We start from the raw sequence: 26,278 nt of genomic DNA on the forward strand, positions 1-26,278 counted from the left end.
CTAAGCCCACCAGCGCCGATGGTACTGCTCGGGAGACTGGGTGGGAGAGTAGGTCACCGCCGGCCACTCACTCTTTGTGGTGGGATCGTGTGGGGAGCAGCCCTTGTGGGGGTTGCTCCCCACACGTGTTTCCGGGTCTGGTGGGGTCGCCCCCACGGCGTGGTGGGGGGAGGGACCCTCAGACTGCGGGTGTCCACCCGAGGTGGGGTACGACGTGCTCGGCGACGGCGCGCAGCACGCGCTGGTGGACCTCGAGGGAACCTTCCGCGGGGAGCACGATGACGAGACCGTCCGTCTCCTCCGTGACCTCGTCGGCGAGCAGGCTCTCGACGATGTTCTCCGGGTCGCCGCTGAGGATCGAGCTGAACCGCACCGGAAAGGGTGAGGGCTCCTTGGGCAGCCCGTCTCCGGTCATCCCGGAGGTGTACCCCTCGATGAACGCCCGGTGGTCCTCGGCGTCCTGACGGTCGACGAAGGGCAGCACGATGCGTCCTGCCGAGACCCGCGAGGAGCGTCGGCCTGAATGGCCCGCGTCGGCGAAAGCCTTGCGGTAGCTGCGGATCTGTCGCGCCTGCACGACGTCGAAGGGTTCACCGGTCTCTTCGCTGTTCAGGGTGGAGACCTGCAGGTCGAACCCCTGGGTGCCGGCGCGCACGGCGGTCCGCTCACTGCCGGCGCCGTACCAGAGCCGTTCCGACAACCCGGTGGCGTGCGGCGTGCTGAGCATGTCCCCGCCGGTGGGGATGCCCATGTACTGGGCGGCCGCCTGGGCGATGGGCTCGCCGGCGATCGCACGGCGCAGCACGTCGATGCGGTGCTGGGCCTCCCCGGCGAAACCTCGCTCCGAGGCGCCGTGGATGGGGTCGAGCGCAGCGGCGAGCGGCGGGATCCCGTTGCTCAGCCCGAGTTCGAGACGGCCCCCGCTGAGGAGGTCGACCGTCGAGGCGTCCTCGGCCAGCCGCAGCGGATCTTCGTAGCGCATCGGAACGACACCGGTGCCCAGGTGGATCCGCCGCGTCACCTGCGAAGCCGCCGCGAAGAACGTCATCGGCGAGGACAGGAACGGCTCGTGGTGCCGGACGCGGACCACGCCGAGTCGTACCCGAGGTCCTCCGCGTACCGGATGAGCGACAGACCGTCCTGGAGCGCTCCTGCGGGACCGCCGGAGCCACCGTCCGCGACGAACGTCAGGAACCCGAGCTCGAGCCGTCGGCCGTTGCGGGACATCTCGCCTCCAAAGTGTTTGAGGCTTTAACTATACCTCGTCCCGCAGACGCGGGAGCCCCTGAGACATCGGCGGCCCTGACGGTCCGCTTGATCGATGCCTGTGGACGAGTCGACGCCTCCCCGCCCGCTCGCCGGTAGCGTCCGACCTCACCGGTGGAGGAGGAAACATGCAGTACGGCGTGGCGACCGAGGAGCTCGAACAGTCGGCGGCGACGTTGCGCGCGGACGCCGCCGACGTCGGCGCCCTCTCGGGATCGTTGGAGGCGGCAGGCGCAGGCGCGGACGACTGGGTCCTCGGCCGGGCCCAGCGTGCGGCCCAAGCCTTCTTCGACGCACTGGCCCAGGCCGCCCGAGGCGCAGACAGCGGGCTGCGCGACCTCGGGAACCGTGCCGCGGTCGGAGCCGGTGAGTACGACTCGGTGGAGGGACGCCTGTCCGCGCGACCGTGAGAGCGGGTCAGCCAACCGGGTGGTTCGAGGGTCCAGGGCTTGATGCGGCTCTCCGCGAGGCCGAACTCCATGTTGTGGAAGAAGGACGACACGCCGCCCCGGGGATGCCCCCGACAGCGCACAGCCCTGTCGTGGGACGGCGCGTCCGCGGGCTCCTGCACGGTCTCGCCGTCGGTGAGGCCCTCGGGTCAGGAGTCTCGACAAGAGGTGTCCTGCGCCACGGGGTCGCCACCCAGCTGGCCTGCTTCACCGCCGCCGCGAGCATCCGCACCTCGCTGCGGCGGTCGGTGACCGGCTCGGCCGACCCCCGGGCCGATCTGCTCGACGCCTACCGTCGGTGGGCGCGGGTCTGGTCCGCACCCGGACGTTCGAGCACCACCGGTGTCGCCTGGCTCGAGGAGGTCCCCCTCCTCGCCCAGTCCACCGGTGACCCGGGGGACACCGTCCGCGGGCTGGCCACCGGTTCCGGAGGGACCCGCCTCGACCCCGTGACGACGGCAGACGGGTGGCACTCGATCGCCCGCGCCTTGCCGCTCGCGGCGCAGGTCGCTCGCGACCCCGCTCAGGCGGTGGACACCGCGATCGACTCCGCCGCCCTCACCCACGGGCCCCGGACCTTCGCCCCGACCGGGCTCGCCGTCCTGCTCGCGGGAGCGGCGCTGCGGACGGGCGACGCCGTGGAAGCGGTCGGCGAGGGGATCAGCGCAGCGATCATGCTGGGCATCGACTTCACCGCCGTCTCGGTGGTCGACGACGCCGTCCGGGCAGCTCGGGAGACCCCGGCGTCCCCGCTCGTCCTGCGGGCCGCTGCGGGCGACGGGAGTTCGTCGTCGACGCTGTGGGGGGCGGTGTACTGCCTCCTCAGTCACCCCGAGGTGACGGGTGCCCGTGCCGCCCTCGCCCTGGCGGGCGCGGCACCCCACCCGGTGGCGGTCTCCACGGTCACCGGCGCCCTGGTGGGAGCGGTCCACGGTGAGACCGCCCTCCCGCAGACCGTCCTCACCCGCATCGACCTCGCCTACGTCATCGACCGGCTGGCCCGGGACCTGGTGCGGGAGAACACGTCCAACCCCGACGGCAGCTGGGGCGCAGCCAACGACCCGACGTGGCGCGCCCGCTACGGGATCAGCTGAACCTCCCCCGGGGGCGCCGAGCGGGTGAACGTCTGACCGTGCTGGACTGACCCTCTGGTCGAGGCGGGGACTCGACCGCCGGACACGAGAGGTCGACCGGTGGGGATCGCGATCGCAGGCATCGCCACCGAGACCAGCACCGCACCCGCCTCGAGGACTTCCACGTCGACGCGCTGACCCGGCGGCCGTCCGTTCGTCACCGGCCGAGGAGGTAGACCTTCCGGAGGGTCTCGCTGACCGTCCACGTGGTGCGGCTCCCGGCGGCCAGTCGGCCGACGGTCCCGGGAGCGAGCACGAGGGGCGCGGCGAGGCCCTCGATCGAGACTTCGGCGCGTCCGGCGACGACGACGAACACCTCGTCGGTCTCGACGTCACGCATCGTGCCCGTGGTCATCTCCCACACCCCGAGTTCCACCCCTCCCACCGTCCCGAGGTCGAGGGAACCCGTGGTGGGTGATCCGTCGACGACCTGTTCGCCACCCACGGCGGAGTTCTCCAGCACGAGTTCTCGGGTGTCCAGGGCGCTGCCCGCGGGGAGTTCCACGGTGCGAGCGTAGACGGGCGCACGAGCGCCTGGCCGGAGCAGTTTCTGGCCAAGCGCTCGCGGTCAGCGGATGAAGAGCATCTCCTGGTAGGTCGCGAGCGGCCAGAGGTCGTCGGCGACGAGGGTCTCGAGTTCGTCGGCGGCCTCGCGGACGGCGGCCATCGCCGGGAGCAGGACCTCCTTGGCGTGCATCGCGGCCTCGACCGGCGTGTGCCCGGCCTCCTCGAAGGCAACGGTCCTCAGGGTCACCAGCGCCTCGCGCAGCGCGGTGATGGGCGTCGTGACCGCCTGCAGCAGCGAGGTGTCCGCCTCGACCCCGGCCGCCGTGAGCGCGGCGACGTTCTGGGCGAGCTGCGTCTGGTAGCGGATCGCGGCGGGCAGGATGCTCGTCCCCGCGACCTCCACGGTCAGCTTCGCCTCGACGGCGATGGCGAGCTCGTACTGCTCGACGGCGATCTCGTAGCGCGAGTGCATCTCGCGCTCGGAGAAGATGCCGTACCGGCTGAACAGCTCCACGGCCTCGTCCGAGATCAGTTCGGGCAGGGCGTCCATCGTCGTGCGCAGGTTCTTCAGACCGCGCGCCTCGGCCTCGGTCTGCCAGTCGTCGGAGTACCCGTCACCGTTGAACACGACCGCGCCGTGGTCGGTGATGATCTGCTCGAGGACCTTCTGCACGGCGTGGTTGAAGTCCTCGCCGGCCGCGACCCGCTCCTCGAGGTCGGTCGCGATGAAGTCCAGCGCCTCCGTCACGATCGTGTTGATGGTGTAGACCGGCGAGGAGATCGACTGCATCGAACCCGGCGCGCGGAACTCGAAGCGGTTGCCGGTGAAGGCGAACGGGCTGGTGCGGTTGCGGTCGCCCGGGTCGGTCGGCAGCACGGGCAGGGTGTCGACGCCGATCGTCATGGTGCCCTTCTCCTTGGAGGAGGTCGCACCGCCCTTGGCGACCTGGTCGAAGACGTCGGCGAGCTGCTCGCCCAGGAAGATCGAGATGATCGCCGGCGGGGCCTCGTTGGCGCCGAGCCGGTGGTCGTTGGTCGCCGAGGCGACCGAGGCGCGCAGCAGGCCGCCGTACTTGTGGACGGCGCGGATGATCGCGGCGCAGAACACCAGGAACTGGGCGTTCTCGTGCGGCGTGTCACCGGGCAGCAGCAGGTTGCCGACGGTGGAGGAGCCGAACGAGAAGTTCACGTGCTTGCCGGACCCGTTGACGCCGACGAACGGCTTCTCGTGGAAGAGCAGTTCCATGCCGTGCTCGCGCGCGACGCGCTTCATGGTGACCATGAGCAGCTGCTGGTGGTCGGCGGCGAGGTTGGACCGTTCGAACATCGGCGCGATCTCGAACTGGCCGGGGGCGACCTCGTTGTGCCGGGTCTTGGCGGGGATCCCGACCTTGAAGAGCTCGCGCTCGGCGTGGAGCATGAACGCCAGCACGCGGTCGGGGATGGCGCCGAAGTAGTGGTCGTCGAACTCCTGGCCCTTCGGCGGCTTGGCGCCGAACAGCGTGCGCCCCGCGTTCAGCAGGTCGGGGCGGGACAGGAAGAAGTGCCGGTCGATGAGGAAGTACTCCTGCTCCGGACCGGCGTAGGAGACGATCGTGCCCGGGTCGTCGTGACCGAACAGCCGCAGCACGCGCGCGGCCTGGGTGGCCATCGCCTGCTGCGAGCGCAGCAGCGGGGTCTTGTGGTCCAGCGCCTCACCGGTCATCGAGACGAACACCGTCGGGATGCACAACGTGTTCCCGTTGGGGTTCTCCAGCACGTAGGCGGGGCTGGTGACGTCCCACCCGGTGTACCCGCGGGCCTCGAACGTCGAGCGCAGACCGCCGTTGGGGAAGCTCGAGGCGTCCGGCTCACCCTGGACCAGCGTCTTGCCGGCGAACTCGGCGATCGAGCCGCCGTCGTCGTCGGGTTCGAAGAAGCTGTCGTGCTTCTCGGCGGTGGAGTGCGTCAACGGGTAGAAGACGTGCGCGTAGTGCGTCGCGCCCTTCTCCAGCGCCCAGTCCTTCATCGCCGAGGCGACGGCGTCGGCGATCGCCGGGTCGAGGGGCATCTGCTTCTCGATGGTCGCCATGACCGACTTGAAGACCGCCTTCGGCAGCCGCTTCTGCATGACGGCCTTGCTGAAGACGTTCTGGCCGAAGACCTCGCCCGGCGCCTCCGCCGCGATGAGGCTCGGGGTGGGGGCTTCGAAGGCGATGACCGCGTCGATCGCTCGGAGTCGTGCTGCGCTGCCGCTCATGGAGGGCTCCAGTTGCTCGCCTCGGACCGTGCGGGCCCAGGGGACCGCACTCTTGTCGCAGACGCTAGGGCCTTCGAGGACCCCGCAGGTTTCGTCCGTGTGACGAGCGTGTGGCCTGGCGCTGTGAGACCACCCGCTCGTCACTCCGCGTCGACGTGCGGTCAGGGGACGAGGATGGCCCGGCCCCTCACCCGGCCCCCGTCGAGGTCGTCGACCGCGGTCTGGAAGTCGTCGAGGGCGTACTTCACGGTGTGCAGCTTCACCAGACCGCGCGCGGCCAGGGCCATGAGTTCGGTCAGGTCGTTGTACGACCCGACCAGGTTGCCGATGACGTTGATCTCCGCGGAGATGATGTCGATGGTGGGGACGTCGATGTTCTCGCCGTACCCGACGACGTGGTAGTCGCCGGCCTCGCGCAGCATCCTGATCCCCGCTGCGGTGGAGCCGCCCTCGCCGACGAAGTCGACGACGACCTCCGCGCCGCGGCCGTCGGTGAGTTCCAGGACCTGCTCGACCTGGGTCCCGTCGGCCACGACCGCGTGGTGCGCCCCGATCGAGCGCGCCAGCTCCACCGCGTCGGGGTTGCGGTCGACGACGATGATCTCGGCCGCGGTCATCGCCGCCAGCACCTGGATCCCGATGTGGCCCAGGCCACCGGCCCCGATGACCACGCACCGGTCCACCGGCCGCAACCGCTGGGCCGCTTTGGCGCACGCGTGGTAAGCCGTCAGGCCGGCGTCGGCCAGGGCGGCGACGTCGGAGGGTTCGAGGGAGTCGTCGATCTTCACGACGCTGCGGGCGGAGGTCTTGAGGTGTTCCGCGTACCCGCCGTCCACGTCGATGCCCGGGAAACCCTTGGCGACGCAGTGGACGTCGTCGCCCGAACGGCACGCGCGGCACAGTCCGCAGGTGGTGTTCGGGTGCAGGATCACCTTGTCGCCCTCGGCGACGTTGGTCACCGCGGAACCGACCGCGCTGACCCAGCCCGCGTTCTCGTGCCCGATCGTGTACGGCAGGGTGACCCCGGACTTCTGCGCCCACTGCCCTTCGAGGATGTGCAGGTCGGTGCGGCAGACACCGGCCCCGCCGATCTTCACCACGACGTCGAAGGGGCTCGTCACCTCGGGGGTTGGAACCTCCTGCATCTGCAGCGGCTGGTGGTACCCCACGACGCGAACGGCTCTCATGGTGCTCATGACGTCGCCTCCCGGCGGACGGTGAGGGGCAGCAGCGGGTGGTCGCCCGGTTCGGAACCCTCGGGCCGGGGAACCTGGTCGGCCGCCGAACCCGGGTAGCGGGTGGCGAGCAGACCCCGGCAGAAGTGCGCGTTGCCGTCGATGGAGATGCGGGTCGAGCGGGCCCGACGCAGTCGCAGCGGGACCTCCGCGCGGGGGTAGGAGTCGCCGTGCTCGTCGACGAGGACCTTGGCGCCGGGTTCCGAGGAGATCCCCAGGGCGACGCGACGACGCAACAGGGCCAGCGTGGTCCGCTCGTCCCGGAGGTCGGCGAGCGTCACCTCGCCGAGGTCCTCCTCGCGCAGTTCGGGGTCGGCGCGCAACAACAGGGTCAGGGCCCGTTCCACCGCCGCGGTGTGCGCCTTGCGGCGGAACGTGAGGCGCAGTTCCTCCAGGTCCTGCTCGGCCTCGTGCCCGAACGTCCCGCGGTAGCCCGCGTCGGCGGCCAGACCGGCGTTGATGAGGTCGGAGTCGTGGTGGTCGTCGAGCTCCACCACGACCCGCTCGACCCAGAACAGGTCCTCGAGGGCGTCCTTGGCGTCCGAGGCCATGAGGTAGGCGAAGTTCGGCGAGCAGAACGACGTGGGCAGTCGCAGGTGGACGCTCACCGCCGCCCCGTCGACGTCGACGGAGCGGACGAAACCCAGGTCGGTGATGGGTTCGTCGAGTTCCGGGTCCAGGACGACCGACAACGCGTCGGTGACCTCCTGCCGCCGGTCGAGGGTGGTGAGCGTCATCAGGCCACCGCCACGGCCTGCGGCTCCGCCATCGCCGGCGGGTTCGCGACCTGCAGTTCAACCGGGACGTCGATGTCGTACAGGGCGGCGGCGTTCAGGCCGAGGATCTTCTTCTTCTGGTCCGTGGTCAGTGGCGCGTACTCCGACATGTCCTCGGGGATCTGGAAGTCCACGAACGTCTCGACCAGCCACTTCGGCGTCCACAGCGCGTAGTCGCTGGAGAAGAGGATCCGGTTCTCGTCGAGCCAGTAGAGGAGCTCACCGATGATCTGCGCGAAGTAGCGCGGACGGGTGTGCATGAAGGGGATCGCGACCGCCAGTCCCGCGTAGACGTTGGGTTCCTGGGTCGCGATCCAGCAGAAGTCCTCGAGGCGCGGCAGGCCGCAGTGCTCGACGATGAAGTTCAGGTCGGTGAAGTCCGTCGCGGCGTGGTCGACGTCGGCGACGTCGAAGGCGTCGCGGTCCAGGGGGCGGATCGTGGGCCCCTTGTGGACGTGGATGTTCTCGATCCCCAGCTCGCGGCAGACCTCGAGGTAGCGGTAGGTCCAGGGGTCGGAGAGCTTGTACCCGCGGGAGTCGCCGTGCCAGTCGGCGGTGTAGAGCTTGACGCCCTTCAGGTGCATCTCCTCCGCGTCCTGGCGCAGCTGGTCGAGGCCGCGTTCACCGTCGCGCGGGTCGAAGTAGTGGTTGTAGGTCAGTTTGTCCGGGTTGGCCCGGGTGATCGCGAGCGCCTCCTCGGTCTGACCGAAACCCTTCCGGTAGAACTCCCCGAGCCGGGCCGGCTGGAAGATCGCGTGGTCGACGTAGCCGACGTCGAAGAGGTCGTGCATCAGGCGGTCACCGCCCTGGTACAGGTATTCCTCGTAGGGCCACAGCTCCGAGGCCGGGCTGAGGTTGCGGTGGTAGTCGTAGAAGCAGTCGATGAACTGCTTGCCGTGGACGTTGCGCTGGTTCTCGGGGCGGGCGTCCCACAGCGCGACGTGCGCGTCGAGGATGAAGTACTTCTCGCCGTCCTTGGTGTACATGCTGCTCTCCATCTCCGGTGACGGGGCGGTGCGTGGGTACGACCGTAGGGACGGCGGGGGTCGCTGCGGTGGTTGCGGTGTCTCACTTTGAGACGGCGACCCTCGTGCGGGCGGGTGCCGAGGTCGTACGGTGGGGCCACCACGAGGGAGGTGGGCGTGAGCGACGAGGCTCGACGGCAGGAGACTGGACGCGCCGACCCGCGCCCGGTGCGCGGCGGGGTCCGGGTCGACGACCGGCTGGCCGCGTCCTGGCGTCGCAGCGAGGACTACGGCGTGCGCACCGGGGACGTCGAACCGGTCTTCTCCGGGACGTGGGAACGGGAGTCGCTGTTCTACGAGTGCGGCCGCGAGGTGCTGACCGAGCTGCACCGCACGCTCGTCGACGAACCCGTCAGCCTCATGCTCACCGACGCCGACGGCCTCGTGCTCAACCGGCTCTCGGGCGACACCTCGCTGCTGCGCAGCCTGGACGCCGTGCACCTCGCCCCGGGGTTCGCGTTCTCCGAGCGCGAGGCCGGGACCAGCGGGCTCGGACTCGCGCTCGCCGACCGGTTGCCGACCGTCGTCCGCGCCGACCAGCACTACAGCGCCAGCCTCGTCGGCTACACCTGCGCCGCCGTCCCCGTGCTCGACCCGCTGAGCGGCCGGCTCGAGGGCAGCGTCAACATCACCACCTGGGCCGAGCAGCCCGGGAAGCTGCTGCTCGCCCTCGCGCAGTCCGCGGCCGGCGCGACGTCGGCCCTCATGCTGGCCCGCGCGCGCGGCCGCACCCCGCGTCCCGCCCCGCGCGGGGAGGTGTTCCACGTGCAGCACGGAACCCTCGAGCCGGGCAGCGGGACGGTCGAGGACCTCTCCCGGGCCTGGCGCGAGGCGTTGGCGCAGTGCGAGCGCTCCGTGCGCGAGGGACAGGTCGTCGTGGCGGTCGGGGAACGCGGCGCCGGTCGCTCGACCCTGCTCGCCCAGGCGGTGCGCCGGGTCCGCCCGCGCGACCGGATCCTGTCGGCGAGCCCACCCGCCCCGCAGGACCTCGAACGGTGGCTGGCGCTGTGGTCACCGGAACTCGGCAAGGCCGACACCGCCGTCGTCGTGTGCGAGGTCGACCACCTCCCGGCCCGGGTGGCGGAGGAACTGCGCGACCTCATCGCCGCCGCCCGCACGCTGCGACCGGACCTCCCCGTCGTCCTCACCGCCGAGGACCTCGCGGAGGTCCCCGCTCCGCTCGCCGCGCTCGTCGACGCCGTCGTGGCCGTCCCGCCGCTGCGCGAACGACCCTCCGACGTCCTCCCGCTCGCCGCGCACGTCGTCCGGCACACCCGCGGCCGCGACCTCGAGATCACCCCCGCGGCGGCTCGGGCCCTGGAGAGCTGCTCCTGGCCGGGCAACGTCGACCAGCTGCACACCGTGGTCAGGCGCGCCGCGCTGCAGGCGGACACGATCGACGTGCGGCACCTCCCCGCCCAGGTGTTCAGCGGGTCCTCGCACCGGCTGAGCCGGCTGGAGACCGTCGAACGCGAGGAGATCGTGCGCTGCCTCACCACGCCCGGGATGAGCGTGAAGCAGGCCGCCGAGGAACTCGGGATGAGCCGCGCGACGATCTACCGGAAGGTCGCGCAGTACGACCTGCACATCCCTCGCTGACGTCGCCGGTCTCCTGCGGGTGGGGCGTCCCGGGCTCTCGTGACAACCTGGGAGCGTCCTGGACGCACGTCCGGGGCGTTGACGACGGAAGGATCCCGCGCGTGAGCGGTGGACTCGTGGCCCTGCTGGACGACGTGGCGCTCATCGCCCGGGCGGCGGCCGCCTCGATGGACGACATCGGCGCCGCGGCCGCCAAGGCCGGCGCGAAGGCGGCCGGGGTCGTGGTCGACGACGCGGCCGTCACTCCGCAGTACGTCCGGGGTCTCACCCCCGACCGTGAACTGCCGATCATCAAGCGGATCGCCATCGGGTCGCTGCGCAACAAGCTGCTGATCATCCTGCCGGTGATCCTGCTGCTGAGTCAGTTCGCGGACTTCCTGCTCACCCCGATCCTCATGCTCGGGGGCGCCTACCTCAGCTTCGAGGGCGCGGAGAAGGTCTGGGCCAAGGTCAGCGGTCACGGCCACGGCGCGGACGAGGGACCCAAGGACGAGAAGACCGTCGTCGCCGGCGCCATCCGCACCGACCTCATCCTGTCCGCGGAGATCATGGTGATCTCGCTCAACGAGGTGGCCGACCAGCCGTTCTTCGCCCGCCTGGTCATCCTGATCATCGTTGGCGTGCTCATCACCCTGCTCGTCTACGGGGCGGTCGGGCTGATCGTGAAGATGGACGACGTCGGCCTGAACCTCGCGCGTCGCGACGGCGCCGGTACCGCCCGGTTCGGTCGCGGCCTGGTCGCGGCGATGCCGAAGCTGCTGACGTTCCTCACCGTCGTCGGCACGGCCGCGATGCTGTGGGTCGGCGGGCACATCCTGCTCGTCGGGACCGACGAACTCGGCTGGCACCCCGTCTACTCCTTCGTGCACCACCTCGAGGAGGCCGCGCACGACGCGACCGGCGCCCTCGGCGGTGTCGTCGGCTGGTTGGTGAACACGTTCTCCAGCGCGGTGATCGGGCTCGTCGTGGGTGCGGTGATCGTGCTCGCCCTGTCCGTCACGGTGCACCGCGAGAAGGCGCACTGACGGGGACCGCCGCGACGGATCAGGCGAGCGAGACGACCCCGAGCCGGCGGGTGGAGCTCAACTGCCCGGACAGGGGCCCCTCGTAGGTCCCGGCGGTGGGGGCGACGTCGGCGTAGTCGCGGCCGGTCGCGATGGTCAGGTACCCCCGACCGGCGCGGCGGTCGTTGCAGGGGTCGAACGGGATCGCGACGACGCGGTCCCCGGCGTCGACGAGCACCTCGAACCAGGCGTGCGTCCCGCCCTGACCCAGCAGGTGACCCGAGACGTAGCGGGCGGGCAGACCCAGCTCGTGGCACAGCGCCAGGGCGATGTGCGCGTAGTCCTGGCAGACACCCCGGCCACCCGCGAGGGCCTGCGCGGCGGTCGTCGAGGTCCCGGTGATCCCGAACTCGTAGGTCATCCGCGCGTGCACGGCTGAACAGATCCGCTGCGCCGTGTCCTCGGGGCGCTCGCCGTCGCGGTGGAGCTCCGCGGCCCAGTCGCGCAGCGCGGTATCGGGGGTCGTGAGGCGGGTCAGCTGCCGCCAGCGGGCCTCGCGCAGCGCCTTCGACGGCAGTTCCGCCAGGCGGCGGTCGCCGGCGCGCTCGACGTGGGCCGTGAGCCGGAACTCGATGAACTCCTCGACCCGGTCGGCGCTGACCCGCACCACGCTGCTGCTGTCGCTGCTGCCGCCGTGGTGACGGATGGTCTTGCGCGAGACCGCGCCCAGCACGTCGAGGGAGTGGTGGACCAGCGTCGCGTCGCCGTGGCGGGCCGGCGGGACGATGACGAGGCGCTGGCGCACCGACGTGACGGGCTCGGTGTAGTCGTAGCGGAACGTCTGCTCCAGGCGGTACGTGACCCGTGCGGCGCCCTCGAGGTCGAGGGCGCGGTGGTCGAGGAGGCCCGGTCCGGTGGTCACTCCGGCTGTCAGCGTCATGAGATCTCCTCGGCGTGAACGACCATCGACTCCAGCAACGGTGCCCCGAACGTCGTCAACATGGCCACGTCGGACGCGTCGCGGCCCCGCCCGATCAGAACACGGCCCTTCATCCGGGTGTTGTTGCGGGGGTCGAACGTCCACCAGCGGTCGCCCAGCCAGACCTCCATCCAGGCGGCGAAGTCGCTGGGGGCGTCGGTCGGCTCGATGTCGATCTCGGGCAGGTAGCCGAAGACGTAGCGGGCGGGGATGTTCAGGGCCCGGCAGAAGGTGATGGCCAGGTGGGTGAAGTCGCGGCAGACGCCGTAGCCGCTGGCGTTGACGTCGGCCGCCGTGGAGAGGGCGGTGCTGCTGCCGTACTGGAACTGCAGGTGCTTGTTGACGTGGTCGCAGATGGCCTGGACCCGTCGGTAGCCGCGCGGGGTCTCGGCGAACAGGTTCCACGCCTCGTCGGCCAGGACGTCCGGGACGACGTAGCGACTGGGCAGGGTGTAGAGCAGCACCTCGTCCGGCAGGTCGGTCGGGGCGATCTCGGGTGCGTCCTCGTCGGCGTCCTCGGGCGCGTCCGCGACCTCGGCCACGGCGTCGTAGCGCAGGACCGAACGGCCGGCCGGCAGCGTGAAGCGCACGCACTCGTTGCCGTAGACGTCGGTGTACGTCCGACGCTCCATGCCGGGCTCGGTCACCCACTGCTCGTCACTGATGGCGACGTCTTCGTCACGTCGAGGTGTGACCTGGGCGATGGCCGGGACACTCCATTGCGCAGAGTGAACGAACTCGCACCCGATGTGCACACGTCGCGTCGTCATGCCCCACCCTCTCCTACCCGGGTTTCGTGGGTGTTTCCGACGGCCTGCCGGAGCCCCTCGAGGGGTCGGCCAGTTCGTGGGTGGTGCCGGCGAGGGGGAGGTCGAGCACCATGGTGAGTCCGCCGCCGGGGGTGTCCTCGGCGATGAGGCGACCACCGACGGCCTCGGCCAGCCCGCGGGCGACGGCGAGGCCCAGACCGAGCCCGGCGTGGGAGCGGTCACCCAGACGCTGGAACGGGGTGAAGGCCTGTTCCTTCGCCGCCGCGCGCAGACCGGGTCCGTGGTCGACCACGAGCAGTCTGACCCTCCGGTCGGAGTTCTCGACGCTCTCCTGGACGTGGATCTCGACCCCGCTCCCCGGACGGCCCCCCGCGGCCCTCCCGTGGCGCAGCGCGTTCTGCACCAGGTTCGTGACGACCCGCTGCAGGAGGCCGGGATCGGTGGAGACGAGGGGCAGGTCGTCGGGGACGGTGACACGGTCGACCCCCGGACCGACCTCGGCGACGACGAGTTCCAGGACGTCGTGCAGGGAGACCACGAGCATGTGCGGTTCGACGATCCCGCTCCGCACGCGGGTGAGGTCGAGCAGGTCGTCGATGAGCGACTGCAATCGGTCGGCGGAGTCGGCGACCCCGGCGAGCAGCTCCGCGCGGTCGGCCTCGCCGAGCTGGATGTCTTCGGCCCGAAGACTGTCCACGGACGCCTTCAGGGTCGCCAGCGGGGTGCGCAGGTCGTGGGAGACGGCGGTCAGCAGCGCACCGCGGACGGCGTCGCCCTCCTCCAGCCGGCGGACCTGGGCGGCCTCGGCGCGCAACCGCTGCCGTTGGCGCAGGGCGGCGATCTGGGCGGCGAAGGCCTCCAGGACGCGGCGGTCGTCGGCGCTGAGGAGCCGTCCCCGCAGGGCCAGGGAGAACGTGTCCTCGACGACGACCTCGGCGTCCCCCTCGGCCGGGGTCGTGCAGACGGGCGCACCGGCGGTGGTGGTGATGCGCCAGGGCGCCGCGGCGTCGTCGCGTTCGAGGAGGGTGACGGAGTCGACGGCGAAGGTGCGGCGGGTGTGCTCCATCGCCTCGTCGAGGGGGTGGGTGGCGACGAGCGCGGTACGGGTCAGCACCGACAACGCCTCCGTCTCGGCGCGACTGCGGGTGGCCTCGACCGTGCGGCGGGCGGCGCGGTCGACGGTGTTCGAGACCGCGACCGCCACGAGCAGGAAGACGGCCAGCGCGACGGCGTTCGCGGGCTGGGCGATGGTCAACTGGTGCACGGGCGGGGTGAAGAACCAGTTCACCGCCAGGCTCCCGAGGAACGCCGAGGCCAGCGCCGGCCAGACCCCGCCGGCGAGGGCGGAGACCACGACGACCACGAGGAAGGCCATGAGGTCGGTGGCCAGTTCCTGCTGCGGGACGGCCACCAGCAGCAGCGTGACCAGCACCGGGCCGACCAGGGCCAGCACCCACCCCAGCAGCCGGCGGTTGCGGGAGAGGGCCGCGCGGGCGGGGGCGGGCAGCCGCAACGCCTGGCCCTGCTGGTCGTGGGTGACGACGAGGACGTCGATGGCACCCGACCCGCGGACGACGGCGTCGCCGACCCCGGAGCGGAACAGCGACGACAGACCCCCGTGCCGGCTCGCGCCGACGACGATCTGCGCCGCGTTGAGGCCCTTCGCGAAGCCGAGGACGGACTCGGCGACGTCGTCCCCCACCACCTGGTGGTAGGTCCCGCCGAGGTTCTCGACCAGCGTCCGCTGGGCGGCGAGGCGGGCGGGGGAGGTGCGGACGAGACCGTCGCCGCTGGCGACGTGGACGGCGTGCAGTTCCCCGCCGGCACCGCGGCCGGCGATGCGGGCGGCGCGACGGACCAGCGTCTCCCCCTCCGCGCCGCCGGTGAGGGCGACGACGACCCGCTCGCGGGTCGGCCAGCTCGTCGAGATGCCCTGCTGGGCGCGGTACCGCTCCAGCCCCTCGTCGACGCGGTCGGCCAGCCAGAGCAGGGCGAGTTCGCGCAGGGCCGTCAGGTTGCCGATGCGGAAGTAGTTCGACAGCGCCGCGTCGACCTTCTCCTCGGCGTAGACGTTGCCGTGGGAGAGCCTGCGCTGCAGCGCCTCCGGGGTCATGTCGACGAGCTGCACCTGCTCGGCCCGGCGCAGCACCTCGTCGGGCAGGGTTTCCCGCTGCACCACGCCGGTGATGGACTCGACGACGTCGTTGAGGGACTCCAGGTGCTGGATGTTGACCGTGGAGACGACGTCGATGCCGGCGGCCAGGAGTTCCTGGACGTCCTGCCAGCGCTTCTCGTGGCGGGAACCGGGGGCGTTGGTGTGGGCGAGTTCGTCGACGACGGCCACTTCCGGCTGGCGGGCCAGGACGGCGTCGAGGTCCATCTCCTGCACGGCGACACCGCGGTGTTCGACGCTGCGGCGGGGGAGCACCTCGAGGGAACCCAGGGCCGCGACGGTCTGCGGACGGCCGTGGGTCTCGACCACCGCGACCACGACGTCCACCCCGCGTTCGCAGCGGCGACGGGCCTCGTCCAGCATCGCGAACGTCTTGCCGACCCCGGGCGCCGCCCCGAGGAACACCCGCAACCGTCCGCGGCGCTCGTTCGCGTACCGCTCCCTCAGCACCGGACGGCTCAGCCCTGTGCCAGGTGCTTCAGGGCGAGGTTGAGTTCGAGCACGTTGACGTGGGGTTCACCGAGGAAACCCAGCCCCCGGCCCTGGGTGTGCTCGGCGACCAGGGTGGCGACCGCCTGGTCGGTGAGGCCGCGGGCAGCGGCGACGCGGGCGATCTGCTGCTGCGCGTACTCGGGGGAGATGTCGGGGTCCAGGCCGCTGCCGGAGGCGGTGAGGGCGTCGGAGGCGACATCGGCCGGGGCGGTCCCGTCGGCGGCGGCGACCGCCGCCCGGCGTTCCTCGACGAGCTTCGCCAGGTCGGTGGACTCCGGTCCGAGGTTCGAGGCCGAGGAGGCCAGCGGGTCGTACCCGTCCCCGGCGGCGGAGGGACGGGAGGCGAACCACTCGTCACCGTCGAAGGTCTGACCGATGATCGCCGAGCCGACCGGGGTTCCGCCGACGCTGACGACCTGGCCGTCGGCGCGGCCGGGGACGAACCGCCCCACGCCGTAGACGGCGAGCGGGTAGATCACACCGAGCAGGAGGGTGGCGCCCACGAGGAGGACCAGACCGGTGCGGGACTGGCGCAGCAGGTTCGAGATCGAGGCCGAGGGGCGCAGCGTGGTGGTGGACATGGTGATCAGCCGATCCCGGGGATGGTGGAGATGACGAGGTCGAGGAGCTTGATGCCGATGAACGGGACGACGATCCCGCCGAGGCCGTAGACCAGCAGGTTGCGCCGCAGCAGGGCCGCGGCGCTGGAGGGCCGGTACCGCACCCCGCGCAGGGCCAGCGGGATGAGCGCGACGATGACGAGGGCGTTGAACACGACGGCGGAGACGATCGCCGACTGCGGGGTCGAGAGCCGCATGACGTTCAGGGCGTCGAGCTGCGGGAACGTCGTGACGAACATCGCCGGGATGATGGCGAAGTACTTGGCGATGTCGTTGGCGATGGAGAACGTGGTCAGCGCGCCGCGGGTGATGAGCAGCTGCTTGCCGATCTCGACGATCTCGATGAGCTTCGTCGGGTTCGAGTCCAGGTCGACCATGTTCCCGGCCTCCTTCGCGGCGGAGGTGCCGGTGTTCATCGCCACCCCGACGTCGGCCTGGGCCAGCGCCGGTGCGTCGTTCGTGCCGTCGCCCATCATCGCGACGAGCCGCCCACCGGACTGCTCCCGGCGGATGAGTTCCAGCTTGTCCTCCGGGGTGGCCTCGGCCAGGACGTCGTCGACGCCGGCTTCCAGGGCGATGGCCTCGGCGGTGCGGGCGTTGTCCCCGGTGACCATGACGGTCTGGATGCCCATGGCGCGCAACTGCTCGAACCGTTCGCGCATGCCTTCCTTGACGACGTCCTTGAGGTGGATGACCCCGAGGACGCGGGCCCGGCCGTCGCGGTTCTCGGCGACGACGAGCGGGGTCCCGCCCGCGGTGGAGATGTCCTCGACGGCCTGGTCGACCTCGCGGGCGACGTCACCGCCGAGTTCGCGGACCCAGCGGGTCGCGGCCGCGGCGGCGCCCTTGCGGACCTGGCGTTCACCCTCGTCGGTGACGAGGTCGACCCCGGACATGCGGGTCTGGGCGGTGAACGGGACGAAGGTCGCCCCGGGGAGTTCCCTGTCCGCCCGGGCCCGCAGGCCGTAGCGCTCCTTGACCAGCACGACGACGGAACGGCCCTCGGGGGTCGCGTCGGCGAGGCTGGACAACTGGGCGGCGTCGGCGAGTTCGGCGATGTCGATCCCCGGCGCGGCGACGAGTTCGTGGGCCTGCCGGTTCCCGAGGGTGATGGTGCCGGTCTTGTCGAGCAGCAGGGTCCCGACGTCCCCGGCGGCCTCGACGGCCCGCCCGGACATGGCCAGGACGTTGCGCTGCACCAACCGGTCCATCCCGGCGATCCCGATCGCGGAGAGCAGCGCCCCGATCGTGGTCGGGATGAGGCAGACCAGCAGGGCCACCAGCACGATGAGGGACTGCGGGCGTCCGGAGTAGATGGCCATGGGCTGCAACGTGACCACGGCGAGCAGGAACACCAGGGTGAGACTGGCGAGCAGGATGTTCAGGGCGATCTCGTTGGGCGTGCGCTGGCGCGAGGAACCCTCGACGAGGGCGATCATCCGGTCGACGAAGCTCTCCCCGGGTTTCGCGGTGATCCGCACGACGATCCGGTCCGAGAGGACGGTGGTCCCACCCGTGACGGCGCTGCGGTCGCCGCCAGATTCGCGGATCACCGGGGCGGACTCGCCGGTGATGGCGGACTCGTCGACGCTGGCGACCCCGTCGACGACGTCACCGTCACCGGGGACGGTCTGGCCCGCCTCGACGACGACGAGGTCACCGACCCGCAACTGGCTGGAGGGGACGTTGACCTCGTCGCCGTGGAACCCGGTGGGATCCACCAGCCGACGTGCGGTGGTGTCCGAGCTGACCTTGCGCAGGGACGCCGCCTGGGCGCGGCCGCGCCCTTCGGCGACGGCCTCGGCGAGGTTGGCGAAGAGGACCGTGATCCACAGCCAGGCGACGATGACCCAGGCGAACACCGACGGGTCGGTGATCGCCAGCACGGTGGAGAGCGCGGCACCGATGGCGACGACGAACATGACCGGCGTCCGCACGAGGTGGCGCGGGTCGAGCTTGCGGAACGCGTCCGGGAGGGAACTCACGAGCTGGCGCGGGCTGAACGCGCCACTCGCGATCCGGTGCGGTCCCGCGCTCGCGGGGTTTCCCGCCGTGGCGGGGTTCGTGGTGTCGGGGAGGGTCGGGGTGCTCATGCGAGTGCCTCTGCGAGGGGTCCGAGGGCGAGGGCGGGGAAGAAGGTGAGACCGGTGACGACGACCACGACGGCCGCGTGCATGCCGGCGAAGGTAACGGTCTGGGTGGGCAGGGTCCCGGCGGTGACGCTGGCGGGTCGCTGCCGGGCGAAGGTGCCGGCGAGGGCGATGACCAGCAGCATCGGGAGGAACCGGCCGACGTACATGCACAGTCCGAGGGCGACGTTGTAGAACGGCGTGTTGACGCTGACCCCGGCGAAGGCGCTGCCGTTGTTGTTCGCCGTCGAGGCGAAGGCGTACAGCACCTCGCTGAGACCGTGCGGCCCGGAGTTCAGCATCATCGCGCGGGTGGACTCGCTGGAGAGCGCGATCGCCACGCCGACGAGCAGCGCGAACGGGGTGGCCAGGATGTACAGCGCGGCGAGGGTGATCTCGCGCTGGCCGATCTTCTTGCCCAGGTACTCCGGGGTCCGCCCGACCATCAACCCGGCGACGAACACGGTGATGATGGCCAGGACGAGCATCCCGTAGAGGCCCGAACCGACGCCACCGGGGGTGACCTCGCCGAGCATCATGTTGACCAGCAGGGCACCACCGCCGAGGGCGGTGTAGCTGTCGTGGAACGAGTTCACGGCCCCCGTCGACGTCGACGTCGTCGCCGTCGCGAACAGGGCCGAGGCCCACTCGCCGAACCGGGCCTCCTTGCCCTCCATGGCCGCACCGACGGCCTGCGGGACGGTGCCCAGGGCGTGGGTCTCGGCGTAGAGCGTGACGGCGCTGGAGACGGCGAAGATGCCGGCCATCACGGCGAGGATCGCGCCCCCCTGGCGCTGGTTGCCGACCAGCGTCCCGAACGTGCGGGGCAGGCTGAAGGGGATCGCCAGGATGAGGAAGACCTCGAAGAGGTTGGAGATCGCGGTCGGGTTCTCGAAGGGGTGCGCGGAGTTGGCGTTGAAGAACCCGCCACCGTTGGTGCCGAGTTCCTTGATGGCCTCCTGCGAGGCGATAGGGCCCCCGACGATCGACTGCGTCCCACCGGTCAGGGTCGTGTACGCCGTCGCGCCGGTGAAGTTCTGCACGACCCCGGTGAGCACGAGGACGATCGCGGCGAGGAACGCCAGCGGCAGCAGGATGCGCAGGGTGCTGCGCACCAGGTCCACCCAGAAGTTGCCGATGGTGCCGGTCCCGACGCGGACCAGGCCCCGGACCAGGGCGACCGCGACGCAGAGGCCGACGGCGGCGGAGAGGAAGTTCTGGACCGCCAGGCCGCCCATCTGCACAAGGTGGCCCAGCGCGGACTCCCCGGAGTAGGACTGCCAGTTCGTGTTCGTCACGAACGACACCGCGGTGTTCCACGCCTGGGTGGGTTCCATCCCGCCGAAACCCAGCGACAGCGGCAGGTGATCCTGCAGGCGCAGGAACGCGTAGAGGAAGAGGATCGAGACGGTCGAGAAGCCGAGGACGGAGAGGGCGTAGACCGGCCAGCGGGTGTCGGCGTCACCGTCGACGCGCAGGACGCGGTAGATCCCCCGTTCCACCCGCAGGTGCTTCGCGCTGGTGAGGGTGCGGGCCACGTAGTCGCCGAGGGGAACGTGGACCGCGGCGAGCAGGACGACGAGGAGGCCGATCTGGAGCAGGCCGGCGGTGCTGTCGGAGAGCGTCATCAGTGGTTCCCGTCAGAACTTCTCGGGGCGCAGCAGCGCGTAGAGCAGGTATCCGGCGACGAGGACCGACAGGACGAGTCCGGTGGCCCCCTCGAGGCTCATCGGCGCTCCAGCGCGCGGACCAGGAGGGTCGCGGCGAGGGCCAGGACGAGCGTGAGGGCGGTGAAGCCGACATCCAGCACGGGGACTCCAGGAGAAGGTGTGTGTAGAGCACGTGTGTTCCCAGTCAGAGGAACACCCGCAGCACCCCGGTCGCGGCGATCCTGACGCTTCCTTGACGCAGGCCGCCGGATCTTGACGGCATCTTGACGGCGGGGCGTGGGGACGGTCGATCACCGGTTCGTTCGAGATCTGTTCGAAGGCGGCGACCCGCCTGTCCAGGGTCGTGTCGGACCCCTCTGTCATCGTTCCTCCTGTTCGACAGCAAGGAGAGACCCGATGACCGTCATCGACCCCACCGCGCGCTTCCCCCGCGCGGTCACCCGGCGCTACCGGCACCGCTACGCCGTGCTGGACGTCGAGACGACGGGTCTGCGCCCGGACGCGGGGGACAGGGTCGTCCAGATCGCCGTGACGCTGCTGGACCACCACGGGGTCGTCGAACGGAGCTGGTCGACGCTGGTCGACCCGCAGCGCGATCCCGGACCCACGCACGTGCACGGCATCACCGCCGAACGGCTCGTCGGCGCCCCCACCTTCGGCGAGATCGCGCCGCAGGTCGCGGAACTCCTGGCCGGGCGGGTCTTCGTGGCCCACAACGCCCGGTTCGACTGGAAGTTCGTGACCACCGAGATGCGCTCCGCCGGTGTGGACCTCCCGGTCCGGGAACGGCTGTGCACGTGGAAGCTGGCGCAGCGCCTCGACCTCCCGGTGGAGAACCTGAAGCTCGCGACGCTCGCCCGGCACTGGGGCGTGCAGCAGCTGCGCGCCCACGACGCCGAGGACGACACCCGGGTCCTGGTCGAGGTGCTGCGGGAGGCGCTCGTCACGGCCGCGGAGCAGCGCGTGCAGCTGCCGGTGGTCACGCCGCGGGGGGTCGCTCCGCTGTCCCGGTCCGGTCGGATCCGTGCTCGGCTGCGGGGTTGGCTGCGTCTCCCGTGAGGTGAGCCGTGCTCGTCGGGGGGCGGCTTCCGTGCGATGGTGGGGGCGGACGCCCCTCCGAGGAAGCCGCTGTCCGGCGGTCCGGTCGGCGCGCCGGGGGCGAGTTCGTCGGCTCTTCTGCACCTGGTGCAGCACTCGATGAGGCGAGGAGCCCATCCGTGGCCGACTTCATGTTCTGCACCAACTGCCAGGACGACGCGCAGATGCAGCTGCCCATGAGCGCTCCCGACGGCGGTGTGATCCACACCTGCCTCGACGACCACGGCGGCACCGGTCCCTGGGTCTTCACCGTCTACCCCGCGATCGAGTCCACCCGGACCGTGCGGCGCACGGCCGCCCGGGTGGAGAACGGCGGCGTGACCGCCGACCTCCTCGAACCGCTGTCGCAGGTCTTCGAGGTCGGCGGCCCCTGGCTGGAGTTCGGCGTCGTCGAGGCCCGCCTGCGTGAGCGCGCCCCCGAGGTCTTCGCCAAGCACGTCGCCGAAGCCGGTCACACGATGTTCGGTCCCACCTCCAACACCGCGTCCGGCCGGATCGCGATGGCGCTGAGTGCCCTGCGCGCCCGCGGCAAGGTCGCCGGTTTCGTCGGCAAGAGCACCGGGACCCCCTGGCGCGGGCGCACGATCAGCCACTGGTGCCTGGACGGGAACACCCCGCGCACCGAGGTCCTGTCCTGGGTCCAGCACCGCGAAGCCCTCGGGCTCAGCGAGGACTGGACCGACGAGGACCGCGCCGGGCTCACCCCCGCCGCGGTGACCGTCGGCGTCTGAGTCAGCGCACGACGACGAGCGACCCCTGTGGCATGAGGTTGCGCGACCAGATCACGTCCATCGCCGCGTTCGTGACGCGTGCGCAACCGTGCGAGGCCGGGTAGCCCGGAACGCTGGCCGCCCCGTGCACCGCGATCCCCTGGCTGGGGTCGAAGTAGCGCGGCCGGTAGAGCCGGCCGAGTTCCGCGTTCCGGATCCCGTCGACGCTGCGGTAGACGTGGAAGCTCCCCGCGGGGGTGTCCGCGAGGTCCGTGTGACCACTCGGTGAGCGGTACGTCTGGTAGGTACCGGTCGAGGTGTGGAAGATCGCGGCGATGCGGCCGTCGTCGGCGACGGTGATGGTTCCCGCCCCACGGTCGACCTCGACGACGTGACCGGTGCGGACCCCGACCACGGGCTGCGCGCCGCGCGCCAGGGCGGCCCGGGTGGCGGGTCCGACGACACCGTCGCGGGTGAGGCCGGCCGCCCCCTGCAGGGCCATCACGGCCTGCTTCGTGTTCTCCCCGAAACTGCCGTCCGGGGTGCCTAGCCAGTAGTCCAGGCCGGCCAGCCGCTGCTGCAGCGCGAGGACCTCGGCCCCGCGGGCGCCCGCCTTGAGCGACGTCTGGGTGAACGCGACGGTCTGCACCGCAACGGTTGTGCTCTTCAGGGTGGTCGGTGCCGCCTCGGTGTGGGTGAGGACGGCCAGTCCGCACGCGGCGAGCGCCGCGGTGGCGAGGGCGAGACGGACGGTGCGGCGCAGGCGGGTGCCCTGCGCGGTCCGGTCGGTCGACGTCTCGTGCTGCGGACGGTGGGTGGTCATCTCGGTGTCCAGTTCTCGAAGGTCTGCCTCGGGACCCGGTGGTCCGGGTTCCGCCGAGGAGACGCACGAGGAGGGCTCCGTGTTGCACGTGCCGCGCCACCAATCTCCGGCAACCACCCCTGACCCGTGATCTTGCTGGGTTCACCTGCAAGATCACGGGTCGAGGGTCACCAGTCGTGCACGGTCCCGTCCGCGAGCCGGTTCACGGGCAGGTAGGCGGCCTCGTAGGGGTGCGCGGCGGCCAGTTCCTCGTCGAGCTCGACCCCGATCCCCGGCGCGTCACCAGGGTGCAGGTGGCCGTCGGCGAACGTGTAGGCGTGCCGGAACACCTCGTTGGTGAGGTCGGTGTGCCCGGAGTACTCCTGGATCCCGAAGTTGTGGATCGCGAGGTCGAGGTGGATCGCGGCCGCCGTCCCGACGGGGGAGATGTCCTCGGGGCCGTGGACGGCGCTCTTCACCTGGTAGACCGCGGCGAAGTCGAAGAGCTTCTTCAGCGGTGAGATCCCGCCGAAGTGCGTCACCGCGGACCGGGCGTAGTCGATGAGCTGTTCGGTGATGAGCGTCTGGTAGTCGACGATCGAGTTGAACACCTCTCCGACGGCGAGTGGCGTCGTCGTGTGCCGGCGGACGGTGCGGAAACTCTCCTGGTTCTCGGCGGGAGTGCAGTCCTCGAGCCAGAACAGGTCGTAGCGCTCGACGTCCTTGCCGAGCTTGGCGGCCTGCACCGGGGTGAGGCGGTGGTGCGCGTCGTGCAGCAGCGGGAGTTCCGGCCCGAACTCGTGCCGCACCGCCTCCAGGACGCTCGGCAGGTGCCGGAGGTACGCGGGGGTGTCCCAGTCCTCGACGACGGGGAGCGCACGGTGCGTCGGGTGGGCGATGGCCTCGCCGGTGTGCACGCCGTAGACCGTCCGCAGCCCGGGCACCCCGGTCTGCACCCGGACCGCCTGGTACCCCTCGGCCCGGCGCGCGCGGACGGAGTCGAGCAGTTCCGGGACGTCGCGACCGTTGGCGTGACCGTACGTGCGGACCCGTTCCCGGGAGGCACCGCCGAGGAGCTGGTACAGCGGCAGGCCCGCGACCTTGGCCTTGACGTCCCACAGCGCGACGTCGACCGCGGCGATGGCCGCCATGGTCACCGGCCCGCGCCGCCAGTACGCGCCCCGGTACAACGACTGCCAGGTGTCCTCGATGCGGTGCGGGTCGGTGCCCAGCAGCAACGGGACGACGTGCTCGCGCAGGTAGGCGACGACCGCCTGTTCGCGGCCGTTGAGGGTGGCGTCACCGAGTCCGGTGAGACCCTCGTCGGTGGTGAGCTTCAGGGTGACGAAGTTCCGGCCCGGGCTGGTGACGACGACGTCAGCGGCGACGATCCTCACGCGGAGGCTCCCGTCCCGGATCGGCGGTTCGTGGGGAGGTGGGGCACGCCGGCCAGGCTAGGCGGCTGGCTGCGCCCGAGGAAGACTCAGCTCACGCGGTCTCGACGGTGGTCCGGAGGTGTCCGTCGGCGGCGAGGGCGTTCTGGGAAGTGGTCACACCCCTGCTTCGGCGCGACGGGCGGCGGCGCGGAGCCGAGTCACTCGGATGGGCGTCTCCGTTCGCCTGAGTGGCGCAGGGGGTGCACTCACCGGTGATCGCCTCGTGGTCCGCAGGACCGTGTGGGGCACGATGGACCCGTGACCAGCACGCCCGTCCGTCGTCCCCGTGTCCGTGCCCCGCAGCTGGTGGGCCGTCGCTGGCTCAACACCGAGGGCGACCTGTCGCTGGCCGACCTGCGCGGCAAGATCGTCCTGCTGGACTTCTGGACGAGCTGCTGCGTGAACTGCCTGCACGTCCTCGACGAGCTGCGGCCGTTGGAGGAGAAGTTCGCCGACGTCCTCGTGACCGTCGGGGTGCACTCGCCGAAGTTCGCGCACGAGGCCGAGCCCGCGACGCTGGACGCGGCCGTCGACCGCTACGCCGTCCACCACCCGGTGCTCGACGACCCCCAGCTCACGACCTGGCAGGCCTACGCGGCCCGCGCCTGGCCGACGCTCGTCGTCGTCGACCCCACCGGCTACGTCGTCGCGTCGATGTCCGGGGAGGGGCACGCCCACGGGTTGGACGTCCTGGTCTCCGAGCTCGTCGCCGAGCACGAGGCCGCCGGGACGCTTCGCCGGGGCGACAGCCCCTACGTGCCGCCGGCGCCCGCGGGGTCCGCGTTGCGCTTCCCGTCGCGGGTCGTGCGACTGCCCGACGGTGGAGCGCTCGTCGTCGACACCGGTCACCACCAGCTCATGGAGCTCGACGCGGACCTGGAGACCGAACGTCGCCGGTTCGGGACCGGCGCTCGCGGGTTCACCCCCGAGACGTTCGCGGAACCCCAGGGGGCGGTCGTGCTCCCGCCCGAGGTCGCGGAGCAGGTGGGGTACGACGTGGTCGTCGCGGACAGCGTGAACCACGCGTTGCGCGGGCTGTCGCTCTCGACGGGCTCCGTCGTCACCGTGGCGGGGACCGGTGCCCAGCTCCGGCGCCGCGAGGGTGGCGGGCCCGCGCTGGAACAGGACCTGTCGACGCCGTGGGACGTCGCGTGGTTCGACGGGCAGGTCGTGATCGCGATGGCCGGGGTGCACCAGTTGTGGGCGTTCGACCCGGTCGAATCGGTCGTGCGGGTGCTCGCCGGGACCACCGCGGAGGGCATCAAGGACGGACCCGCCGAGGAGGCGTGGTTCGCGCAGACCTCCGGCCTCGCGGTGTCGACCGACGGGTCGACGCTCTGGCTGGTGGACGCCGAGACGTCCGCGCTCCGGTCCCTGCGGCGCAGTGGTTCGGTGGACCGTTCCGTTCCCGTGGTCTCCGACGACCGGATGGCGAACGTCGCCGCCGTCGCGGGTTCGGGCTACGTCGTGGAGACCCACGTCGGGCAGGGGTTGTTCGACTTCGGGTTCCGCGACGGCCCCGCCGCGGAGGCGTTGCTGCAGCACCCGTTGGGCGTCGCGGTCGCCGCCGACGGCTCGATCCTCGTCGCCGACACCTACAACGGCGCCCTGCGCCGGTTCGACCCCGCGACGGGTGAGGTCTCGACGCTCGTGCGGGACCTCGTGGAACCCTCCGACGTCCTCGTCGACGGCGACACGTTGGTGGTCGTCGAGAGTTCCGCGCACCGCCTGACCCGCGAACTCGCCCCCGCGAGCGTGCGGGTCGACGGGTCCGCCCACCGCGTGCAGCGTCCCCCGACCGACCTCGCACCCGGCGTCGTCTCCCTCTCGGTCTCCTTCACCCCGCCGACCGGGCAGAAGCTCGACGACCGCTGGGGCGACCCGACCCGCCTCACCGTCGCCTCGACCCCTCCGGAGTTCCTGGTCTCCGGAGCGGGTTCCTTCGAGGGGTTGTCGCGGACGCTGGAGTTCGCTCCCGGGGTCGAGAACGGGGTGCTGCACGTGAGCGTGCAGGCGGCGGCGTGCGACGGCGACCCGGAGACCGGGGAGGTGCCGGAGTTCGCCGCGTGCCACCTGTACCAGCAGGACTGGGGGATCCCGGTGCGGTTGGTCGACGGGGCGGCGAGCGAACTGCCGTTGGACCTGCGGGGGGCGTAGCCCATCACC

The 26,278-nt window shown here is 71.3% G+C and carries 22 protein-coding genes; 7 read left to right on the plus strand and 15 right to left on the minus strand.

Features of this window, described 5'->3' with window-relative positions; all coding sequences use genetic code 11:
• Positions 1-178: 178 nt before the first annotated feature.
• The gene (locus AC0I8G_RS21005; RefSeq protein WP_471731669.1) at positions 179-1,090 is read right to left on the minus strand and encodes an LLM class flavin-dependent oxidoreductase; all 912 of its coding nucleotides are present in this window, start codon (positions 1,088-1,090) and stop codon (positions 179-181) included.
• A gap of 304 nt (positions 1,091-1,394) precedes the next feature.
• Between AC0I8G_RS21005 and AC0I8G_RS21010 the strand changes: the two genes are divergently transcribed.
• A complete protein-coding gene (locus tag AC0I8G_RS21010; RefSeq protein WP_471731670.1) occupies positions 1,395-1,676 on the plus strand; it encodes a hypothetical protein in 282 nt (93 codons plus the stop codon).
• A 131-nt stretch (positions 1,677-1,807) separates the two neighbouring features.
• Positions 1,808-2,809 (plus strand): ADP-ribosylglycohydrolase family protein, encoded by a 1,002-nt coding sequence (locus tag AC0I8G_RS21015; protein ID WP_471731671.1) that lies wholly within the window; start codon positions 1,808-1,810, stop codon positions 2,807-2,809.
• Positions 2,810-3,005: 196 nt separating this feature from the next.
• On the opposite strand, the gene AC0I8G_RS21020 is transcribed toward AC0I8G_RS21015, so the two are convergent.
• From AC0I8G_RS21020 to AC0I8G_RS21040, 5 genes are all read right to left on the minus strand, one after another.
• Complete coding sequence (locus tag AC0I8G_RS21020; RefSeq protein WP_471731672.1) at positions 3,006-3,353, minus strand: cupin domain-containing protein; 348 nt, start codon at positions 3,351-3,353, stop codon at positions 3,006-3,008.
• Positions 3,354-3,416: 63 nt separating this feature from the next.
• Positions 3,417-5,594 (minus strand): glutamine synthetase III family protein, encoded by a 2,178-nt coding sequence (locus tag AC0I8G_RS21025; protein WP_471731673.1) that lies wholly within the window; start codon positions 5,592-5,594, stop codon positions 3,417-3,419.
• A gap of 161 nt (positions 5,595-5,755) precedes the next feature.
• On the minus strand, positions 5,756-6,781 hold the full coding sequence (locus AC0I8G_RS21030) for an NAD(P)-dependent alcohol dehydrogenase (RefSeq protein WP_442906496.1): 1,026 nt from the start codon (positions 6,779-6,781) through the stop codon (positions 5,756-5,758).
• A 5-nt stretch (positions 6,782-6,786) separates the two neighbouring features.
• Positions 6,787-7,566, minus strand: a complete 780-nt coding sequence (locus AC0I8G_RS21035) for an iron-sulfur cluster assembly protein (RefSeq protein ID WP_471731674.1) — start codon at positions 7,564-7,566, stop codon at positions 6,787-6,789.
• Positions 7,566-8,591, minus strand: a complete 1,026-nt coding sequence (locus AC0I8G_RS21040) for an amidohydrolase family protein (protein ID WP_471731675.1) — start codon at positions 8,589-8,591, stop codon at positions 7,566-7,568. The genes AC0I8G_RS21035 and AC0I8G_RS21040 overlap by 1 nt, the downstream gene beginning before the upstream one ends.
• A 156-nt stretch (positions 8,592-8,747) precedes the next feature.
• Here AC0I8G_RS21040 and AC0I8G_RS21045 point away from each other — a divergent pair, with 156 nt between their 5' ends.
• Together AC0I8G_RS21045 and AC0I8G_RS21050 are read left to right on the plus strand one after the other, a co-directional pair.
• Positions 8,748-10,229: an AAA-type ATPase lid domain-containing protein gene (locus AC0I8G_RS21045; RefSeq protein WP_471731676.1), complete on the plus strand. Its 1,482-nt coding sequence runs from the start codon at positions 8,748-8,750 to the stop codon at positions 10,227-10,229.
• A gap of 101 nt (positions 10,230-10,330) precedes the next feature.
• Entirely contained in the window at positions 10,331-11,254 is a 924-nt protein-coding gene (locus tag AC0I8G_RS21050; protein WP_471731677.1) for a DUF808 domain-containing protein, read from the plus strand.
• Between the two features lie 19 nt (positions 11,255-11,273).
• On the opposite strand, the gene AC0I8G_RS21055 is transcribed toward AC0I8G_RS21050, so the two are convergent.
• From AC0I8G_RS21055 to kdpF, 7 genes are all read right to left on the minus strand, one after another.
• Positions 11,274-12,173 (minus strand): transglutaminase domain-containing protein, encoded by a 900-nt coding sequence (locus AC0I8G_RS21055; RefSeq protein WP_471731678.1) that lies wholly within the window; start codon positions 12,171-12,173, stop codon positions 11,274-11,276.
• Complete coding sequence (locus AC0I8G_RS21060) at positions 12,170-12,859, minus strand: transglutaminase-like domain-containing protein (RefSeq protein ID WP_471731679.1); 690 nt, start codon at positions 12,857-12,859, stop codon at positions 12,170-12,172. The genes AC0I8G_RS21055 and AC0I8G_RS21060 overlap by 4 nt, the downstream gene beginning before the upstream one ends.
• A 136-nt stretch (positions 12,860-12,995) precedes the next feature.
• Positions 12,996-15,605 (minus strand): DUF4118 domain-containing protein, encoded by a 2,610-nt coding sequence (locus AC0I8G_RS21065; RefSeq protein WP_471731680.1) that lies wholly within the window; start codon positions 15,603-15,605, stop codon positions 12,996-12,998.
• Between the two features lie 8 nt (positions 15,606-15,613).
• A complete protein-coding gene (gene kdpC / locus AC0I8G_RS21070) occupies positions 15,614-16,228 on the minus strand; it encodes a potassium-transporting ATPase subunit KdpC (protein WP_471731681.1) in 615 nt (204 codons plus the stop codon).
• Between the two features lie 5 nt (positions 16,229-16,233).
• Positions 16,234-18,360 (minus strand): potassium-transporting ATPase subunit KdpB, encoded by a 2,127-nt coding sequence (gene kdpB / locus AC0I8G_RS21075; protein WP_471731682.1) that lies wholly within the window; start codon positions 18,358-18,360, stop codon positions 16,234-16,236.
• On the minus strand, positions 18,357-20,024 hold the full coding sequence (kdpA, locus tag AC0I8G_RS21080) for a potassium-transporting ATPase subunit KdpA (RefSeq protein ID WP_471731683.1): 1,668 nt from the start codon (positions 20,022-20,024) through the stop codon (positions 18,357-18,359). Before kdpA ends, kdpB begins: the two co-directional genes overlap by 4 nt.
• Before the next feature lie 12 nt (positions 20,025-20,036).
• Complete coding sequence (gene kdpF / locus AC0I8G_RS21085) at positions 20,037-20,126, minus strand: K(+)-transporting ATPase subunit F (RefSeq protein ID WP_328293566.1); 90 nt, start codon at positions 20,124-20,126, stop codon at positions 20,037-20,039.
• Positions 20,127-20,462: 336 nt separating this feature from the next.
• On the opposite strand from kdpF, the gene AC0I8G_RS21090 reads away from it, so the two are divergent.
• Positions 20,463-21,125, plus strand: a complete 663-nt coding sequence (locus tag AC0I8G_RS21090) for an exonuclease domain-containing protein (RefSeq protein WP_471731684.1) — start codon at positions 20,463-20,465, stop codon at positions 21,123-21,125.
• A 158-nt stretch (positions 21,126-21,283) separates the two neighbouring features.
• Entirely contained in the window at positions 21,284-21,895 is a 612-nt protein-coding gene (locus AC0I8G_RS21095; protein WP_380160009.1) for a hypothetical protein, read from the plus strand.
• A 1-nt stretch (position 21,896) separates the two neighbouring features.
• On the opposite strand, the gene AC0I8G_RS21100 is transcribed toward AC0I8G_RS21095, so the two are convergent.
• Both AC0I8G_RS21100 and manD read right to left on the minus strand, forming a co-directional pair.
• Positions 21,897-22,697 (minus strand): L,D-transpeptidase family protein, encoded by an 801-nt coding sequence (locus AC0I8G_RS21100; RefSeq protein ID WP_471731685.1) that lies wholly within the window; start codon positions 22,695-22,697, stop codon positions 21,897-21,899.
• A 167-nt stretch (positions 22,698-22,864) separates the two neighbouring features.
• On the minus strand, positions 22,865-24,073 hold the full coding sequence (gene manD, locus AC0I8G_RS21105) for a D-mannonate dehydratase ManD (RefSeq protein ID WP_471731686.1): 1,209 nt from the start codon (positions 24,071-24,073) through the stop codon (positions 22,865-22,867).
• A gap of 297 nt (positions 24,074-24,370) precedes the next feature.
• Here manD and AC0I8G_RS21110 point away from each other — a divergent pair, with 297 nt between their 5' ends.
• Positions 24,371-26,269, plus strand: coding sequence for an NHL domain-containing thioredoxin family protein (locus AC0I8G_RS21110; protein ID WP_471731687.1), 1,899 nt, complete (start codon positions 24,371-24,373; stop codon positions 26,267-26,269).
• The last annotated feature ends 9 nt before the right edge of the window (positions 26,270-26,278 follow it).

This window comes from Kineococcus sp. AC630, from assembly GCF_979255925.1.